Origin of the sequence: Fictibacillus sp. b24 (genome assembly GCF_030348825.1) — a bacterium.
GTDB lineage: Bacteria > Bacillota > Bacilli > Bacillales > Fictibacillaceae > Fictibacillus.
This window is the reverse complement of record NZ_JAUCES010000005.1, coordinates 724,591-742,458: the sequence shown is the minus strand read 5'-3', so window position 1 is coordinate 742,458 and position 17,868 is coordinate 724,591. Positions and strand designations below refer to the sequence as shown.

Below are 17,868 nucleotides of genomic sequence, written 5' to 3'. Positions count from 1 at the left end.
GTTTCCTCCGTAGGATTTAAGCTTTTGAGTCAAATAAAGAAATACTGTTAGATGAGTACTCATCAGTAATGTTCTTAGAGTATAGATCTGGTTCGTATTGTGGTTGAAACATGCTAAGAGACATATTCACATACTGCAGTGATTGCTCTAACAACTCCTGATTGAGTTGATTTCTGTTTTTTAAAGATTCATACATCTCAATAAGTCTGTTTTGAAGAACCAGTAATCTTTCTTTTTCGGGCTCTTCTGCTTGCTCTAAAACGTCACTCAATGTCACATTCGCAAACTTAAGCATTCTTTCTTTTTCGATGATTTGAAGTTTCTTTACCTGCAGATCTTCTTCTTTCAATAAAACATCCAGTGATTTCATATCACCTAATTTAAGCACTTCTGTTTTGCGTTCCCCTAAAGACATGAGATCTTCGTGAGATTTAAACAAACGTTCAAGAAGTGATATCATATGTGCGGTTTCCATGAGGGTTCTCCTTATGCCTTATAGTAGTAACTAATGATGGATGCAGCGGTTTTTGCAACATTCACTTTAAACGTTCCACTATCCACTTGTTGTTTTATTTCCTGTACTTTATCCATTCGGTCTTGTTCAAATTTAGAAGACGATAATAGCTTTTTCGCTTCATCTGAAATTTGAATTTCGTCCTTTTTGTATGCAGACTTTACATGAATCTCATTCATATGCGGCACCTGTTTTTTGTATGGGTTGTTTTGTATCGTTTTAAAATGATTAATTCGCATATTTAGTCACCTCATTTAGAGACTTTTATTCTTAGTTTTTATATCGGCTATCTCAAAAAAATCTTTAAGTTATGAAAAGAAATTTGGTTAATTGTCATCCGTATGGTAAGAAGGTAATGCTTCTTCTTGTTTTCGCTTAATAAAATCCTCGATGGAAAGTTCCGACTTCAGTTTGTCCTTGCACGTTTGGCAGAGTCGTCCATCATTTATTGGGTTGTGGCAACCATCACAAGGATACGTAAAGTTTGGATACCCCTTTACCCGAATCCTTCCTTGATGGATGAAGTAGATAATCTTATTTTCTGAAACCATTGTTGCTTCACTAACATCAACGATTGTTGCGTTGCGGTTTACACTTTTTCTTATAAAACGGTAAATCTTGTCATAATCTCGCTCTTCTTCTTGAAAACATACATCGCACTTTTCACGAATGTATTTTACAAAAAGTCTTCCGCACTGCGGACAGTTCATTAAATTGTCCATTACGTATCCGCTCCTTAACAACTCTAACTTCTCTTTATATCGGAGTACGATACGCAGGTTTTAACAGGTCATTCGTTTTATTTATCGAGCAAGAGTGATAGATGAAACTTCTTTGGCGCCCGCATCTAACAGGACTTTCGCCGCATATCGGATTGTGCTGCCTGTTGTATAAACATCATCAACTATAAGAATGCTTTGATCGAGCACTTTTTCTGCAGCAATTACTTCAAAGGGATTGTCTTTTTGCAGCATTCTTTCTTCACGGGTCTTCTTACTTTGTTTTTCTTCATGCATTTTTCTTTTTAACAGAAGTGCTGGTTGTGCGCTAATTCCTCTCGCTAAAAGTTCAGCTTGGTTAAATCCTCTTTCGTAATGTCTTTCATCACTTAAAGGGATCGGAACAACGATTGCATTTTGGGAAATCTTTTTAAATGCAGGTTTAGCGACTGGGTAAAATGCTTTAACGATTTCAGCATCTCCACGGTATTTCAACTTCGCAATAACCTCTTTTAGAAAGTCGTTATAGACATAAAGTGACCGATTTTGCTGTAGAACGCCGTTCCATGTTGGATTTCCCTCCCACCGAATGCAGTCAAAGCAACAGTCACCCTGTCGATATTGCTCGGGAAATAATGAAAACCCACGACCACATTTTCTACAAATCTCTCCTTTAATCAACTCCAACTCACCTTCACAGTCCTGACATAACAATGGTGAATTCACTAAGCCGAACAGAGCCTGCCATGACCATGTCTCCGAGTATGATTCATGGCAAAATAAACAATAACTCAAGATTCAGCCTCCTTGTTCATTTCTCTTATATGCTTAATCGCTCTCACCATACTCAACGATTTCCCATAATGAAAAAAGACTACTCGCCCATCGTGGTCGTCTTTACTTCTCCCTGCTCTTCCTGCTATTTGAACGAGAGCACTCTCAGAGAAAACATCATGGTCTGCCCCAAAAACCGCTACATCTAAAAAAGGAACTGTAACACCACGCTCCAAAATAGTTGTCGTAACTAAAAGCTGTATCTCTTTTTTCCTGAATTTCTGTACTTTCTCTTTTCGTAGAGGATCTTCAGCATGAACACTATCTAACTGGACGGATACGTGTTTTTTTATGATGTCAGTCACTGTATCGAGCATAGATACAGACGATACAAAGATCATGGCTCGCCTCCCACTATCTGCTTGTTTCTTCACCCACTTCTCAAAAACAGTCGGCAATTTCCCAGCGGCTATTCGCTTTCTCCACTCTCCGCTCCAAGCCATCTTTGGAACAGGTAACGGATAACCGTGAAACCGCTGAGATATCTTAACATAAGGAAGCTGGCATTTCTCTGTAGCTTTTTTCATTGTTAGAGAAGGCGTTGCAGATAAATATAGAGTGAAGTTCTTAGGGAAAACGGCAAGAGAAACTGCATGCTGAAGGGTTTTATCGTAGGAAAACGGAAAGGCGTCCACTTCATCTACAATCATTATGTTAAACGCTTGTTTAAATCGGTACAGCTGATGAGTGGTAGAAATGACGAGTTGAGCAGGTACCTCTCGTTCATCTGATCCGCCATAATAACTGGCTACTAGTGTTTCAGGAAATACAGCTTTTAGTCGAGGAGCCAATTCTAATACAACATCTGTTCGAGGTGTTGCGATGCAAACGCGTAAGCCCAACTTTAATGCTATCTCAATTCCTTTAAAAAGCACTTCTGTTTTCCCTGCTCCACACACAGCCCAAATTAACAGTTCACCCTTACCACCAACTCCATCAACAAACCTCTGTGACGCAACTTGCTGTCCACTTGATAACTTGCCATCCCACATAAGATTATTTTTATCAGACCATTGTATATCTGGTCCATTCCACGTCAATAAAGGCGTACACTCGCTTACTCTTCCCATCATGATACAGTTTCGGCAATATACACATGCATCACTTTTGCATCTATAACAAGAAAAAGAAGCAAACAAGTGACTTTTCTCATTACCACACCGACTGCATGCATAACCATACTTGCTCTTACGTACACCAACTGAGTATTGTAAATATCCATTCTCATAATGCTCTTGAATTCTTTCTACTATAAAGGGAAGTTCATCAAACAGAAGTGACTTACCATGAAGGATTTGCTGAAGGTTTTCATCAAACGAAAATGCTGGATTTAAGGTTGTTTGATTAACTGATGGAAGTTTACTAAACGGAACTGCTTTTAAACTGGAGTCATTCACGAGGTGTTCAGGGGCGATTGTTAAACGATTGTTTAATAAAAAGGAGACAAACCTCATTGTGTTGTCTCCCGATGTGTTAGAGATTTCATTTTCATCTCTCCAATGGTTATTCTTTTATCCACGTAATTCCGAGTGAACCTTCGCCTAGGTGAGTACCGATTACAGGTCCAAAGTAGCTAACCCAAACATCCGCGTTCACAAACTTTTCGCGAAGCTCTTCAGCGATTTCAACGGCTTCAGCCTCACGCTTGGCATGAATCACACTAATTTTTATTTTGTCATTAAGCTTTACATCTTCATCCATGATGTCGAAAATACGCTTTAACGCTTTTTTCTTTGTACGGACTTTTTCAAACGGAACGATCTTCTTGTCTTCAAAGTGAAGAATCGGTTTAATTTGCAGCAAATTACCTACAAAAAGCTGAGCTGTGTTTAAACGACCGCCGCGATGCAGATGGTTTAAATCATCTACCATGAAGTACGCTGGAATTCCATTATTCTTCATTTGCAACAAGTGATTCATAATGTCATAACCGTTATAACCTTCACTTGCTAATTCAGCAGCTTTCAATACGTAAAAAGCTTGTGGTGAACAGCTAATTTCAGAATCAAACACGTGAAGTTTGATTCCTTCAACCATCTCTCCTACCGCAACCGCACTTTGGTAAGTACCGCTTATGCCACTCGATAACGTAATCATAATAGCTTCATCATAATTCTTTGAAAGCTCTTCTAATAGTTCGACGAGTTCGCCAATCGCTGGCTGAGATGTTTTTGGCAGAGTTTCCTCTTTACTCACCATATCGTAAAAATCGTCTGCTTTAATTTCGGCTTCTTCTTTGTATGTTTCATTGTCAAAAACCACGTTGAGCGGAATCATTACAATATTTTTTTCGTTGCGGATATGTTCGGGTATGTATGAAGTACTGTCTGTAATGACGGCTACCTTGCTCATATTTTTAGTCCTCTCTTGTGCAAAAATCTTGTTTTATCTCCTCTAACAGTGTACACCATCAGGAAAACTAATTCACTAAATTCACTTTTTATTAAAGACTGTTTTTGCCATCATTGTAGTTCTTGAAAGTAGTTGATCTCCGCTCCAGGATGCTCACTTTTTGGTGGGCGTGCGGTGAGCCTCCTGCCGCTTTGCGCCATTAGGAGTCTCCATCTGACCGCTCGTCCCGTAGGAGTCTCGCATCCTTCAATCAACTTGTCAATGAAGTAAATGAATAAACCAAACTGTTGAAGAGGAATCTTAAACTAACTATTCGCCTTCCCCTCTTTCTATCCTTTATAGGGATTCATTACGGTTTCCTTCATTTTGTTTTGACTACATAAAAATGTTGGTCATTTACTTAAGGGAGTTTAATAAATTCCGAAATAATACATGAGCTATTTTTAGTATTTATATATTTTTTCAATAACTATAAAAGTGATACATTTAGGGTGTTCATTATTCAGCACGCGAATACTTAAACTTTTTAAAAGTTTTTTTCGAAGTAAGAAGGAATTTGTAAGAAATGGAAGAATTTACAATGTTAAACAGGATTTAAGGGAGGGTTAGGACCATTGGATCATAATCTATATATCGTAATATTATCTCTATTCGTTTGCTTTCTGTTTGCTCTAGTTTCTATAGACTGGGCATTAAGTCACTTAGAAAAGCAAAAGTCGCAGCTCTATTTCTTGTTAGTAGGTTCCGTTACAATGGGTATCGCTGTGTGGGCTACGCATTATATGGGAATGTTATCTATCCAGAGCCCTGTTCCGTTTGTCTATAAATTGCCTACGATGGCTGCCGCATTTGCTACCGGCATCGTTTTTTCTTACTTGGCTTTTTTCCTATTCACCTCACCAAAAGTTCAAAATAAACGGTTGGCACCAGCTCTTACTTTTGCCAGTGGTCTTATTTCCGTCCATTCGATTGGGATGTTTTCCATGCACATTCATATGCCGTTTCAGTCAAATACATTTTATCTCGTCCTCTCTGTTGGTTCTGCTATTGTTTTTTCAGTTTTAGGCTTTTCGATTTTATCCGTAGCCCACTTACCATTCAAAAAAGTTCTTACGAGTTTGTCATTCACAACTGGCGTCAGCCTTATGCACTATATCGGAGAAATGGCATTAATAACTGGTAGTCCAACTTTTAATTGGCATAACGACTTTCCGTTAAATAATATAAATATGGTCGCTACGCTGCTTGTCTTCGGAGCGACGATCGTCGTATTAATTCTATATATTTTAGAACAGCGCAACCAAAAAAAGCTCGTTCAACAACAGATCGAACTACTAGAATCCGAACATCGTTATAACTCACTCTTTGAATTAAACCCTGAAGGTGTATACGTAATCGGGCCCGACAGATACTTTATAAAAGCCAATTCTTCCTTCTTAAGTATGACTGGGTATACACTTCAAGAGCTACAAAACATGCCCTATACAGATCTTATAAAAGAAGAAGAAATCGACACGTCTCTTGGATTTTTAAAACAAGTTCTGCAAGGTGGCACTGCAAAGCGTACCCTCACGATTTTTAATAAGAGTGGACAAGAAATAGAGCTCGAGGTTACAAGCATCCCCTATTCTACAAGAAATGATATTACCGCAGTTATCGGGATCGCAAAAGACATGACTGCGATAAATGAAGCGCAAAACTTTAAGCAAAGAGCAAATACTCTTGCTTATGTAGGTGAACTTGCAGCAGGTCTAGCACACGAAATACGTAATCCACTCACTTCTATCAAAGGCTTTGCACAGCTATTTAAATCTCAAAATACAACAGAAGAAACACACCATTTCTTAGGCATCATGCTTCGAGAAACCGAACGCATTAACTTTATCATCAGCCAGCTTATGATTTTGGCAAAACCGCACATGATCTTAAAACATAACCATGACCTAAATAAAGTCATTAAACGCTCTCTTAAATTCATTGAAGACGAAACAGACTTTCACACAACTTCACTGGAATTGAATCTGCCCGATCAACCGGTAATTTTCAAATGTGAAGAAAATTTGATGACACAGCTCTTTTTAAATATATTGAAAAATGCAATTGAAGCCACACCTTCATGGGGAAACATCTCTGTTCAGTTAGAACAGGATGAGGAAAGCATACACATATCCATCCAAGACGATGGCCCTGGCATACCCGATCACCTTCTATCAAAACTCGGGCAGCCTTTTTATACAACCAAAGAAGGCAATCCTGGTCTAGGCCTGCTGATCTGCTACCAAATCGTCGAAAACCACGGCGGAAAGATGCAGATCGAATCAAAAGAAGGCAGTGGTACGAGGGTCTCTCTTGAATTTCCACTTAATGTGACCGCTGAGGATCGAATTCTTGAGATGAGCATGAGTTAACATGTTAAAAGGACTCTTAATTAGTTTTTATTTTTAACTCTTTTTGTTTTTACTCTTCACTGACAAGTTGATTGAAGTGAAAGATGCGAGACTCCTGCGGGACAGGTAGGCAGGTGAGACACTTATACGTGGAACGTACGAATGTGGCTCACCGCCTGCCCCGCGGAAAGCGAGCATCTGTAACGGAAATCAACTGCTTACAAAGCATCCCTGCAAAGCAAAAAACATTTAACATTGTCCACAATAAAATTTTCATATAGAATCTTCGCATCAAAGCTCCACGCCATAAAGCTCTTCATAAGAAAAAGACCTTCTCACTCGAAGGTCTTTTTCATCACGATCAATTAACGTACTTTTACCCAGCCATTTTTAATCGCTTCAACAACAGCCTGCGTACGGTCGTTCACATTCATCTTTTGAAGAATGTTACTCACATGGTTTTTAACCGTCTTCTCGCTGATATACAGCTCTTCCCCAATCGTTCGATTGCTTCGTCCATCAGCTAACAATTGAAGCACTTCACACTCACGACGCGTTAAGATGTGCAGTGGCTTTCGGTATTCTACTTCTACAAAACCAGCTTTGTTTTGCTGCGTTTTATTCGTTGTCGATAAACGACGGAACTCGTTTAGAAGATTATACGTAATCTTCGGGTGAAGATAAGCTCCACCATCAGCTACCACTCGAACCGCTTCAATCAATGAATCAGCGTCCATCTCTTTTAATAAGTAACCCGATGCACCTGTCTGAACCGCGTGGGACACATATGTCTCATCATCATGGATCGATAGGATGATTACCTTCGTATCTGGCGATTTCTCAACCAAACGGCGAGTCGCTTCAACGCCATTGATGTTCGGCATGTTGATATCCATCAAAACAACATCAGGATTATGGTCGCGGACGATATTTTCCGCTTCTGATCCATCATCGCCTTCAGCAACAACAGAGAACTGATCTTCCATATCTAGAATGCGTTTAACTCCTTCACGGAACAAACGGTGGTCGTCGATAATAGCTATTCTTGTTTTCTCAGGTGCTGAGGCGTTATTTTCGTACACATTAACATTATTCATGTGTGAACCCTCCTAGTCTTGAATGGGAATTTGAATGTAAACACTTGTACCGAAGTTTATGCGGGATTTCACTTTTAGCGTGCCTTCGAGCAGTTCTACCCGCTCCCTCATCCCCATCATGCCAAAGGAATTGGACTTTGCAGGCTTGGCCATATCGAATCCTTTGCCATCATCTCGGATATATAATGAAATAAATTTCTGGGTAAACTCGAGTTTCACTTCAATCAGCTTTGCGTCAGAATGTTTGACTGCATTGTTGACTGCCTCTTGCACCAATCGGAAAATCGCGATCTCCATCTTATTCGGAAATCTTCTTGTTTGGCCGAGTGCATGTAAATCTACCTCTTTGCCTGTACTTTCCTTCACGTTGCGCAAATACTTGCTTAGTGTTGGGACGAGGCCGAGATCATCTAATGCCATCGGACGTAAATCATATATAATTCGGCGAACTTCTTTTAATGAGTCGCGAACCATAACCCTTAAGTCTTTTATTTCGGCACGAGCAGCATCAGTTCCTTTTTCGACATAGATTTTCTCTAAAAGCTCTGATCGAATGAGGACGTTTGCCATCAGCTGTGCAGGACCATCATGTATTTCTCGGGATACCCGCTTCCGCTCTTCTTCCTGTGCCTCTATGATCTGAAGACCGAATTCCTGCTTTTGTTTCGCATCTTGAACGAGTTCGTTAATTTTTCTTAAATCCCCGTTAAGATAATTTAAAACAACAGAAATCTGTCCTGCCAAAGATTCAGCCTTTTGCACCGTGTCGTTCAGTGCGCCGATTCTCCGTTCCAGCTCGTCTCTTTTTTCACGAAGCTGTTTTTCCGTTTGCCGGATGATCGATAATTCAATTTGATACTTATTCGCATTCTCATACGCATCGCGAATGTCCGACTCGCTGTACTTCTGGAAATGCTTGCTCACCTCAGCCAAACGTGTTCGCGCAAGCTTAGCATACTCTTCAGTCCGATCCGACTTATGAATGACCTCGATCACCTGCTGCTTCACCAATTCAAGCTCTCGGCGCAGCTGTTCAAACTCCTGCCGCGATTGTTCGCTAATCTCAAAGATCTGAGACTGACTTTCTGTAACGGTATCGATGGTTTGATTTAATATTCCGTCCAACAAATGTGGATCTATCGTTAACTTAGCTGCAGTCATGTAAATTTCCCCCAATTAAAACGATAAAGAAGTATAAACGGAAGTTCTAGAACCATCTTGCCTAATTTGCATATAGGACTTCTTAACCACCCTTGGCACTAAACATAAAAAGACTTAAATCCTTCTAATATACTACATTCGCCAAGATGTGGAATTTTATGACTTTTCTTGCTAAAAAATTTTTAAGAATTTGAATGCTTTTTATAATCACCTTATAATGAAGGATATCATGTTCTGCTAAAGGAATGAAGATTTTTCGACAATTTTGACATCAATTTCTCTCTTTTTGAGGTTTGATGGTTTTACTTGTTTAATAAATGGCTTTTGTACGCATCATTGACTATTTATCCGGCATGTATAGCCTCCTAATTTGGTTCAGCTAATACTATTTGCTGCATTTTTTTCAAGTAACATTTTTGCTTTCAAGTCATATGTACTATCTTCTCTGCAAAGTTGATGGGAGTGCAAGGTGCGAGACTCCTGCGGGACAAGCGGTCAGGTGAGACCCTTAAGGGCGCAAAGCGGCAAGGGGCTCACCGCCTGCCCCGCAGAAATCGAGCAACCTGGAACGGAAATCAACCACTTTCAAGCTAAATTAAATACTTTCAAAATCTAAAGGAGCTACCCAATAAATGTTATCCAACTATCTTACTGTAAAGAAAACCGGCCAGCACGAGATCGTCATTGAAAAATCGCGCTTTATCGCCCATATTGCACGAGCAACAACAGAGGAAGAAGCGATTCAATTCATCCAGCAAATAAAAAAAGAACACAACAGCGCGACACACAACTGCTCTGCCTATTTAATCGGAGAAACCGACAATATCCAAAAAGCAAACGACGACGGTGAACCGAGCGGTACAGCGGGAGTTCCCATGTTAGAAGTGCTCAAAAAACGGGAATTGAAAGACACGGTTGCTGTTGTGACCCGTTACTTCGGCGGAATCAAGCTTGGTGCAGGAGGATTAATCCGCGCTTACGGCAAGTCCGTTTCAGAAGGCCTCAATCACATTGGCGTAGTTGAACGCCAACTTCAACAGATCGTTCACATCACCGTAGATTACACACTTCTTGGTAAAATGGAAAACGAACTTCGCAACTCCCTCTACCCCATTAAAGAGATGAACTACATGGAAAAAGTAGAGATTCAGATGTATGTACCGATAAAAGAAAGGGATTCTTTTAAAGAGTGGATTACCGACCTCTCCAATGCTCAAAGTGAGATTGTTTTTGGTGAGCAGGAGTATTTGGAAGAAGATGTGAAATCATAAGTCTATACCCAACAAGCATTAGATCTTGCCGAAATCTATAATGTCGTAATTTCGACAATTGTCTAACTTTGTCTATTGCGATATTATGAAGAAGTTAAATTTGATTAATTACCTCCAATACAAATTGGACTAAGGGAGTTTATATATTATGAATCAACCTAAAAATACGAGGATTCGTCGTCGGAAAAGAAGAAGCCCCTTTCGACGTTTAATCCGTTTTGTCTTGTTAGTTACCCTCTTATTTGGATTGACCGCGGCAGGATACGGAGGCTATCTAGTATATAAAATTAAAGCCAATTCTGATAAAAGTATTGTCGAATTAAAAGAGAATAAATCTGATTTACGTCTCAACGAAGTACAGCTCGGAAAGGATCCGGTTACTATCCTTCTTGTGGGAATTGAGAACTATCAGGAAAATGATGTTGGACGAGCAGATGTTGTAAAGCTCATCACAATCAATCCTGAAACGAAAGAAGCAGCCATGGTAAATATACCTCGTGATACAAGGACCTATATTCCAGCAATTGATAGAAAAGATAAGATTAATCATTCTTACGCATACGGAGAAAAAAACCAGCGCGAGAAAGCGGTAATGGAAGCGACTGAAGAGCTTTTAGATGTACCTATTGATTATTTTGTTTCCACCAATTTCGAAGGTTTTGAAGAAATTGTTGATGAATTAGATGGCATTACTGTAAATGTTCCTTTTGATTTTAAACAACCTTCTTTTGAACGAATGATCTATTTCAAAAAAGGTGAAATGGACCTAAACGGCGAAGAAGCTCTTGCGTTTGTTAGAATGCGTAAACAAGACCCGCGTGGGGATATTGGCCGAAACGAACGGGAAAGTGAAGCTATTCGTGCAATAATGGATAAAGCTATTTCTGTTCAATCCGTTACAAAAGCAGACAATGTTATTGATCAACTTGGCAGCAATGTTAAAACTAATATTACTCTTAAAGAAATGTTTGCTATGAGAAATTTTTACAAGACCATCAAAAATAAAGAACTTGAAACATTACCATTGGAAACCTATCCTGAAATGATTAATGGGGTTTCATATGAAATTCCGAAAGATGATTCGATTGAGGAAGTAAGAGAAAGAATCAAACAAATACTTGAAATCAATTCCTCAAATTCAAATTACCAGGATACAAATAATCAAGAAAAAGATGAATATTAAAAAAATATATTAACTTCATGAAATACCCTCCGATAATAATTTCGGAGGGTATTTTTTTATGAAATTTATAGGAAAAAATGTTTATTTTTCTACTTTTTGATATATTTTTGAATATTTTTCTATTTTTTTGAACAAAAAGCGACAAAATTTTTGTAGAATAGTGGTAAATAGAAAGGAGAGAAGGATGAAACGATTTATTGCATCTTCATTAGTTATTACTTCTGTACTAACTCCATTAACTGTACATGCTCAAAATAAATCATCTAACATGATAACTAATGCAGATTACGTAAATGTTAGAAAAGGCGCGACTACAGACTATGAAGTTATTGCACGTTTGAAAAAAGGACAGGCTGTAAAAGTCATTGATCAATTCACAAATGGTAAAAAAGAAGTTTGGTATAGAGTAGACCTTGGAAACGTTAAGGGTTGGGTGATTTCTCAGTTTCTTACGGCTGACAAAACTAAGGTAGAGAAACCTCTTTCAAAAAAAGGAGTTTACGTTCTTTCGGATAAGACTAGCTTGCGAAGAGGAGCTTCTATTACCTATTTAACCGTAGAAAATTTGAAAAAAGGACAGCAAGTTACGGTTCTTGAACAATTTAAAAATCAAACAACTGGTGAATATTGGTCAAGAATTCAAAGTAATAAAAATGTTGGCTGGATCCAAGAAAAGTATTTAAAAGATATGGATTCAAAATTAGACAATGCCCTAACTGAAAAAGTAATGTATACAAAAACTTTAAAAGCTAACGTACATAAAGGGGCTACTAATACCTACCCTACCGTTTTGACACTAAATCTAAATAGTAAAGTTAAAGTCCTTGATCATTTTACTAACGCCAAAAATGAGGAATGGTCTCGAGTTCTTGTCAATGGAACATATGGATGGGTACTCTCAAGTTCGCTTAGTAGCAACATAAGTAACACCGTGATTAAACAAAACGCTACAAAAAATTTGTATGTATCCCAACATAATCTAGCTGTTAGAAAAGGGGCTTCAAACTTATACCCATCTATTACTACTTTAAAACTCAACCAAAAAGTAACCATTATCGATGAGCATAATAGTCCGAGTGGAAAGTGGTATCGTCTAAAATTATCATCAAAATCTTTTGGTTGGGTTCCAGCAAAACATCTTTCTCCACAGCAAGTAAAAGCTGTTAAAATTACGGTTAAAGTAACTAGTGCTATCATAAGAAGTGGTGCGAGCACCTCATATAAAAAGGTATCTACCCTGCCAAAAGGTAAATCCTTTAATGTTATTGATACTTTTATTAATAGCAAAAATGAAACATGGTACAGAATTGAATATAGCAAAAAACGTTATGGCTGGATCAGCTCAACTGTTGTATCAGGTGGTGCTCCAGCAATTAAAACAATCTCCAAATATGTTGGTACCAAAAATGCCTATATATATCGAGGCGCTGATCTGGGCTACAAAGTTACAAAAAAACTTTCTTATGGTGAAAAGCTAACCATTCTAGGGGAATTTACGAATAAATCCACAGGACACAAATGGTTGCATGTTAGAACAAATAGTGGAGTAACTGGATGGACACCTTCTTGGGAGCTATATGACTCTTTAAAAAGTATGCCGCACCTTTATAGCGTATCTTCAACTAAACTATATAAAAGTGCATCATCTAGTTCATTATCGGCAGGTTCAATAGCTGCAGGCACTCCTTTAATTAAGCTTTTGTCACTAAACAACTGGTACAATGTCGAGACAACATCTGGGGTCAGAGGATGGATTTTAAAAGAGAATGTCTCTGCCACATCTCCAAAGGGGTTATTGAATCCAGTTATTACAAAAAAAAGTTCAACAACCCATCATATTCAATGGGAAAAAGCAAGTGCTGTCAGTTCAATAAAATATACAGTTCCCGCAACTAACCAGCTGTTAATTAGTGGTGATATTGCTTCTATTCAGCTTCCAGGTAATGTTACTGGAATTGTAAATACAAAAATTATAACTAACAATAATGGTTCCAAATCATTATTAGTTATATTGCATGCTAATTATACATTTACTCTACGAAACTATGAAAATGCTTTAAATTTAAAGGTTATGCCAAAGGGGCTTAAAGGAAAAAAAATAATAGTCGATGCTGGTCACGGGGATTATGACCCAGGAGCTATTGGACCTAGTGGCGTAAAAGAAAAAGATGTTAATTTAGCCGTTGCAAAGTATTTGAAAGCAGAGTTAGAGCGAAGTGGCGCTAGTGTTTTGCTGACTCGATCAAGTGATGTTTTCTTAGAATTGAGTGAACGAACGGATATCTCAAATAAATCAGATTACGATGCCTTTGTAAGCATTCATTCCAATTCTTTTAGCTCTACTTCACGCGGAACTGAAACATTTTATAATACATCTGAAAATTTTAACGGCTCACAAAGCAATTTTCTCGCAAAGGATGTTCAAGCTGCTCTTAGCAAGGAATTAGGTACATACAATCGTGGTTATACAAACAATGATTTTTATGTAACACGGGAAAATGAATTACCTAGTATTTTAGTAGAGCTAGCCTATTTATCCAATCCAAAGGAAGAAAAACTGCTAAAGTCAGACGCTTTTAGAAGAGATGCTGCAACTGGTATTCGCATTGGGTTACAAAACTTTTTCAATTAATTTTAGGGGGAAATGGAAAATGACTATGAAAAAAAGATGGGCAGCAGGATTATTAGGTGTTGGTGTAATTTTTGGTTCATTTGCAACAGGTACAAGTGCGGAGAGTAATGTTTTACTCGCAAGCGTTGAATGGGTAAATGCGCAAATCAATCCAATGAAAACTAAAATTTCTACATTGGAAACGAAAGTGGCACAGCTTCAAACAGAAGTAGAACGTTTAAAAACTTCTGGCGGAACAACTACGACTACTCCAACGACTGTAACGATGCCAAGCAAAGTATATGTAAAATCAACGACTGCTAAATTATACTCTGGTGCAGCTACTTCCTATAGACTTGTTGCACAAAAGCCTTATGGGACAGCTATGAATGTTGTCGCTCAATTTAAGGCTTCAACAGGCATCTGGTATCGTATCAACCTTGGTAATAATCTATACGGCTGGGTTATAGCAAGTAATGTTTCAACAACGTCAGTTGCAAGCCCTACTAGCGTTACAACAAAAGCATCTACACATATCCGTAAAGGTGCAGCTACTTCATATGCAATTGTAAAAACCGTTCCCTCTGGTACAAAATTAAAGTATATAAACAGCTTTACGACTTCTAACGGGGATCTTTGGTACAATGTTGAAACTTCTACTGGTTTGCGCGGCTGGATGGCTGCCTCTCTTGGTGAGGTGAAATAAGGCATATGTTAAAGAAATTAGCATTAACTTTATCAGCGACCGCTGTGATGTTGTCTCCTCTTGCTACACAAAAAGCGGATGCAGCAACTTCCGTTAGCTATTCATCTCCGGTAAAAGTACAGATATACAACAATACAAGTTTTACGCTCTATAATAGTGGGTTTTATGTATTGCATAACTTACAGACCGGTGAAAAAGCTTTTTTACAGCCAAATGCAAATGTAAGTTTCTCAAAAAGTGGAACTAGCCTTGTAGCAACCTTAAATAATATTAAATTTTCTTCTACTACAGGCTTTCGTCTTCAAGAGTTAGTCGGTGGGGGTCAAATTCACAGTTTCTCATCAGATACAAATATATACAAAAGTGCTTCTACTGCATCTACTCTAGCAACCACTGCTAAAAAGGGCGAAGTTGTTGAGCATATTGGTGTTCACACCGCTGCAAATGGAGACAAATGGTTTAACGTAAGAACAGGAAGTGGAATTATTGGATGGGCTTCAAGAAGTTCAACATATGAACCCGTATCAGCTCCTTCTCTTTCGCTAGCAACTATAAATGGACGAAAGTATCGTGGCAGTATAGAAATTGATGCGACTGGTAAAGTTATCAATAACTTAGATATGGAAAACTATTTAAAAGGTGTTGTTCCAAATGAAATGCCTGCCTCTTGGGAGCCAAAAGCTTTAGAAGCACAAGCCATTGTGGCTCGAAGTTTTGCTCTTAAAGCAGGAAGTACATTGAGCAGTGGAACGATGAGCCAAGTTTACCGTGGATATAGTTCAGAAGCATCTCGATCTTCTGCAGCAGTTGAAGCAACAAATGGACTTGTCGTAAAATATAACGGAGTTCCTGTCCAAACGTTCTTTTTTTCAACTAGCGGCGGAAGAACTGCAAATGTTTCAGATGTGTGGAACTCTAGTCAGTCTTCTTTTCCTTATTTAGTAAGTGTTAACAGCCCGGATGAGGCATCTCCATACAATTCATGGACAGAGGCATTGAGTGCTAGAAAGATATTAAATAATTTTGGTTACAAATCTGATACTGTCTTATATGACATTAAATTAGATAAGCCTGGACAGAATGGAGAAGTTAGAGGTGCAACACTTGTAACTTCTGAAGGAACAAAATCGTTTTCAAATTTAAATGAATTAGCTATCCGTAAATACTTCCAAACAGATTCGAATTTATTACGTTCTAACTGGTTTGATCTTACGTTACAAAAAACATACAACGTACAGACTGCTAGTGGAGTAAATTCACAGTTTGGGGTTAGCGGACAATCCGTGCAGCTTAGTGGTAAAACGGATTCAGTTACCACTTCAAATGTCAGCATTCAGACAGCGAGCGGTGTTATATCCAAACCTTCTGATCCTGCAACGATTAAAGCTATAGGTAAAGGTTGGGGACACCGTATCGGGATGAGTCAGTATGGTGCACAGGCAATGGCTAAAAAAGGTGTTTCTGGCGTCGACATTGTTAAGCATTACTTCCCTGGAACGACAGTATCAAAATAGTGTTCTTAGCTTCACGAATGGGGAAATTAGGTTTTACTGTACGTATTCTTATATTTGTTACACTTTCGCGCAAAGAGTTCGCGCACACCATGTACATTAGCCCCACTTGATAGGTTTCTTCTCAATATAAATATCATTTAAACAGGAAAAGCTGAACTCGAAAGTTTCTTTATTAACTTTCCAAGTCGGCTTTTTCTGTTTTTGCTTTATAGATAATATAAAGTTTACTTCTTCATCCAATTTACAAAAAAAACTGACCGCAAAAGCGCACAAAGCGCATTCAAGGTCAGTTGGACTCTACTTTTGATCTAAATTCTTTAAAATATCATCGACGATTCGTTTCCATGAATATTCTCTCACAACAAACTCTCGTCCATTTTCCTTTAATTGCTGGAAGCTTTCTTCAGGTAAATTGGCAAGGTACCTGACTTGTTCAGCAATAGCGTCTACATTTTCTGGTTCTGCTACTGCACCGCAGCAATTACCCTCAATTAGATCAGCAGCCTCCCCTTCCCCACAATACAAAACAGGAGTTCCTGTTGAGAGTGCTGGGAATATCTTCGAAGGACGAGCACCCTTAAAAATTTCTAAATTCTTTAATGGTACAATGCTGTAATCTGAAATTGAGAATACTTTTGGCATCATGGCTACAGGCACAGAATCCTTAAACGTAACGTTTGTTAGGTTAAGTTCTTCCTTCATTTTTAAAAGCTTCTCTTTTTCCTGTCCATCTCCAATGAATAAAAAGTGAACATGCGGTAGTTCTTCTTTTACTCTTTGTGCTACAAGTAAAATAGAATCAAGTCCTTGTGCATACCCCATTGTCCCTGTATACGCAAACACTTTCTTGCCGTGAAGGGATAGCTCGTCCATTAGTTCCGCATCTGGTTCGAGCGGTGCAAAAGTATCCGTGTTTACACCGTTAGGAAGCATGAATGTATCTTCTTGGCGATTCACTTTATCACCGATATATTTCGTTATACCTTCCGTAGCACCCGCCATTTTCCATGACTTTTTATATAAAAACTTTTCAAGAATTTCAGCTAGGCGTATAAATTTTTTATTAGTCAATATACCAAGCTTCACAGCAGATTCAGGCCAAATATCAGCAACAAAAAGAACAAATTTCGCTCTTTTAAATAACCCTCCAACATAACCTGTTATTCCTAAGAATAATGGAGGAGAGTTTGTAATGATGACATCCGCTTTTTTGGCTTTAGCTAAAGAATAAAAAGCACTGAATGTAAAAGAAAAATAAGACATTAACCGTCTCCAGAATGCACCCTTTGGACTTGGATAAATCCATGAACGGTGAACAGGAATTCCGTCATAATCTTCCTTCATATAGAACATTCCTTGGTACTCTTTCGGGATCACACCCATCGGATGGTGTGGAAAGGCAGTTACAACTTCAACCTGATGGCCTCTGCTGATTAATTCTTTTGCAACTTCATAAAATCTAATTTGCGGCGCTCCCACTTCAGGCGGGAAGTGCTGACTAAGTAAAATGATTTTCATA

General features: G+C 38.5%; 17 protein-coding genes. 8 read left to right on the top strand and 9 right to left on the bottom strand.

Annotation, left to right across the window (positions count from 1 at the left end):
- Positions 1–16: 16 nt before the first annotated feature.
- The 6 genes from QUF49_RS03655 to QUF49_RS03630 all read right to left on the bottom strand — a co-directional run bounded on the left by QUF49_RS03655 (position 17) and on the right by QUF49_RS03630 (position 4,419).
- Positions 17–475: a flagellar protein FlgN gene (locus tag QUF49_RS03655; RefSeq protein ID WP_289494392.1), complete on the bottom strand. Its 459-nt coding sequence runs from the start codon at positions 473–475 to the stop codon at positions 17–19.
- Positions 476–486: 11 nt separating this feature from the next.
- Entirely contained in the window at positions 487–753 is a 267-nt protein-coding gene (gene flgM / locus QUF49_RS03650; protein ID WP_289494391.1) for a flagellar biosynthesis anti-sigma factor FlgM, read from the bottom strand.
- A gap of 87 nt (positions 754–840) precedes the next feature.
- On the bottom strand, positions 841–1,236 hold the full coding sequence (locus tag QUF49_RS03645; RefSeq protein ID WP_289494390.1) for a TIGR03826 family flagellar region protein: 396 nt from the start codon (positions 1,234–1,236) through the stop codon (positions 841–843).
- Between the two features lie 81 nt (positions 1,237–1,317).
- Entirely contained in the window at positions 1,318–2,028 is a 711-nt protein-coding gene (locus QUF49_RS03640) for a ComF family protein (protein ID WP_289494389.1), read from the bottom strand.
- Complete coding sequence (locus QUF49_RS03635; protein WP_289494388.1) at positions 2,025–3,464, bottom strand: DEAD/DEAH box helicase; 1,440 nt, start codon at positions 3,462–3,464, stop codon at positions 2,025–2,027. Before QUF49_RS03635 ends, QUF49_RS03640 begins: the two co-directional genes overlap by 4 nt.
- Before the next feature lie 106 nt (positions 3,465–3,570).
- Positions 3,571–4,419, bottom strand: a complete 849-nt coding sequence (locus QUF49_RS03630) for a DegV family protein (protein WP_289494387.1) — start codon at positions 4,417–4,419, stop codon at positions 3,571–3,573.
- 614 nt (positions 4,420–5,033) lie between these two features.
- Between QUF49_RS03630 and QUF49_RS03625 the strand changes: the two genes are divergently transcribed.
- Both QUF49_RS03625 and QUF49_RS03620 read left to right on the top strand, forming a co-directional pair.
- Positions 5,034–6,827, top strand: a complete 1,794-nt coding sequence (locus tag QUF49_RS03625) for an ATP-binding protein (protein WP_289494386.1) — start codon at positions 5,034–5,036, stop codon at positions 6,825–6,827.
- Between the two features lie 83 nt (positions 6,828–6,910).
- Positions 6,911–7,087: a hypothetical protein gene (locus QUF49_RS03620; protein ID WP_289494385.1), complete on the top strand. Its 177-nt coding sequence runs from the start codon at positions 6,911–6,913 to the stop codon at positions 7,085–7,087.
- Between the two features lie 84 nt (positions 7,088–7,171).
- Here QUF49_RS03620 and QUF49_RS03615 read toward each other — a convergent pair whose 3' ends face one another.
- Complete coding sequence (locus QUF49_RS03615; RefSeq protein ID WP_066245383.1) at positions 7,172–7,903, bottom strand: response regulator; 732 nt, start codon at positions 7,901–7,903, stop codon at positions 7,172–7,174.
- A gap of 12 nt (positions 7,904–7,915) precedes the next feature.
- Positions 7,916–9,064: a sensor histidine kinase gene (locus QUF49_RS03610; protein WP_289494384.1), complete on the bottom strand. Its 1,149-nt coding sequence runs from the start codon at positions 9,062–9,064 to the stop codon at positions 7,916–7,918.
- A gap of 453 nt (positions 9,065–9,517) precedes the next feature.
- Here QUF49_RS03610 and QUF49_RS03605 point away from each other — a divergent pair, with 453 nt between their 5' ends.
- The 6 genes from QUF49_RS03605 to QUF49_RS03580 all read left to right on the top strand — a co-directional run bounded on the left by QUF49_RS03605 (position 9,518) and on the right by QUF49_RS03580 (position 16,349).
- On the top strand, positions 9,518–9,658 hold the full coding sequence (locus QUF49_RS03605) for a hypothetical protein (protein ID WP_289494383.1): 141 nt from the start codon (positions 9,518–9,520) through the stop codon (positions 9,656–9,658).
- A 38-nt stretch (positions 9,659–9,696) separates the two neighbouring features.
- On the top strand, positions 9,697–10,335 hold the full coding sequence (locus QUF49_RS03600) for a YigZ family protein (RefSeq protein WP_289494382.1): 639 nt from the start codon (positions 9,697–9,699) through the stop codon (positions 10,333–10,335).
- A gap of 148 nt (positions 10,336–10,483) precedes the next feature.
- Positions 10,484–11,518, top strand: a complete 1,035-nt coding sequence (locus QUF49_RS03595) for an LCP family protein (protein ID WP_289494381.1) — start codon at positions 10,484–10,486, stop codon at positions 11,516–11,518.
- A gap of 184 nt (positions 11,519–11,702) precedes the next feature.
- Positions 11,703–14,150, top strand: a complete 2,448-nt coding sequence (locus QUF49_RS03590; protein WP_289494380.1) for an SH3 domain-containing protein — start codon at positions 11,703–11,705, stop codon at positions 14,148–14,150.
- A gap of 19 nt (positions 14,151–14,169) precedes the next feature.
- Positions 14,170–14,835 (top strand): SH3 domain-containing protein, encoded by a 666-nt coding sequence (locus QUF49_RS03585; protein ID WP_289494379.1) that lies wholly within the window; start codon positions 14,170–14,172, stop codon positions 14,833–14,835.
- A 5-nt stretch (positions 14,836–14,840) separates the two neighbouring features.
- A complete protein-coding gene (locus QUF49_RS03580) occupies positions 14,841–16,349 on the top strand; it encodes a SpoIID/LytB domain-containing protein (RefSeq protein WP_289494378.1) in 1,509 nt (502 codons plus the stop codon).
- A 297-nt stretch (positions 16,350–16,646) separates the two neighbouring features.
- Here the strand turns inward: QUF49_RS03580 and QUF49_RS03575 are convergent, their stop codons facing one another.
- Positions 16,647–17,867: a glycosyltransferase family 4 protein gene (locus tag QUF49_RS03575; protein WP_289494377.1), complete on the bottom strand. Its 1,221-nt coding sequence runs from the start codon at positions 17,865–17,867 to the stop codon at positions 16,647–16,649.
- Position 17,868 lies beyond the last annotated feature (1 nt).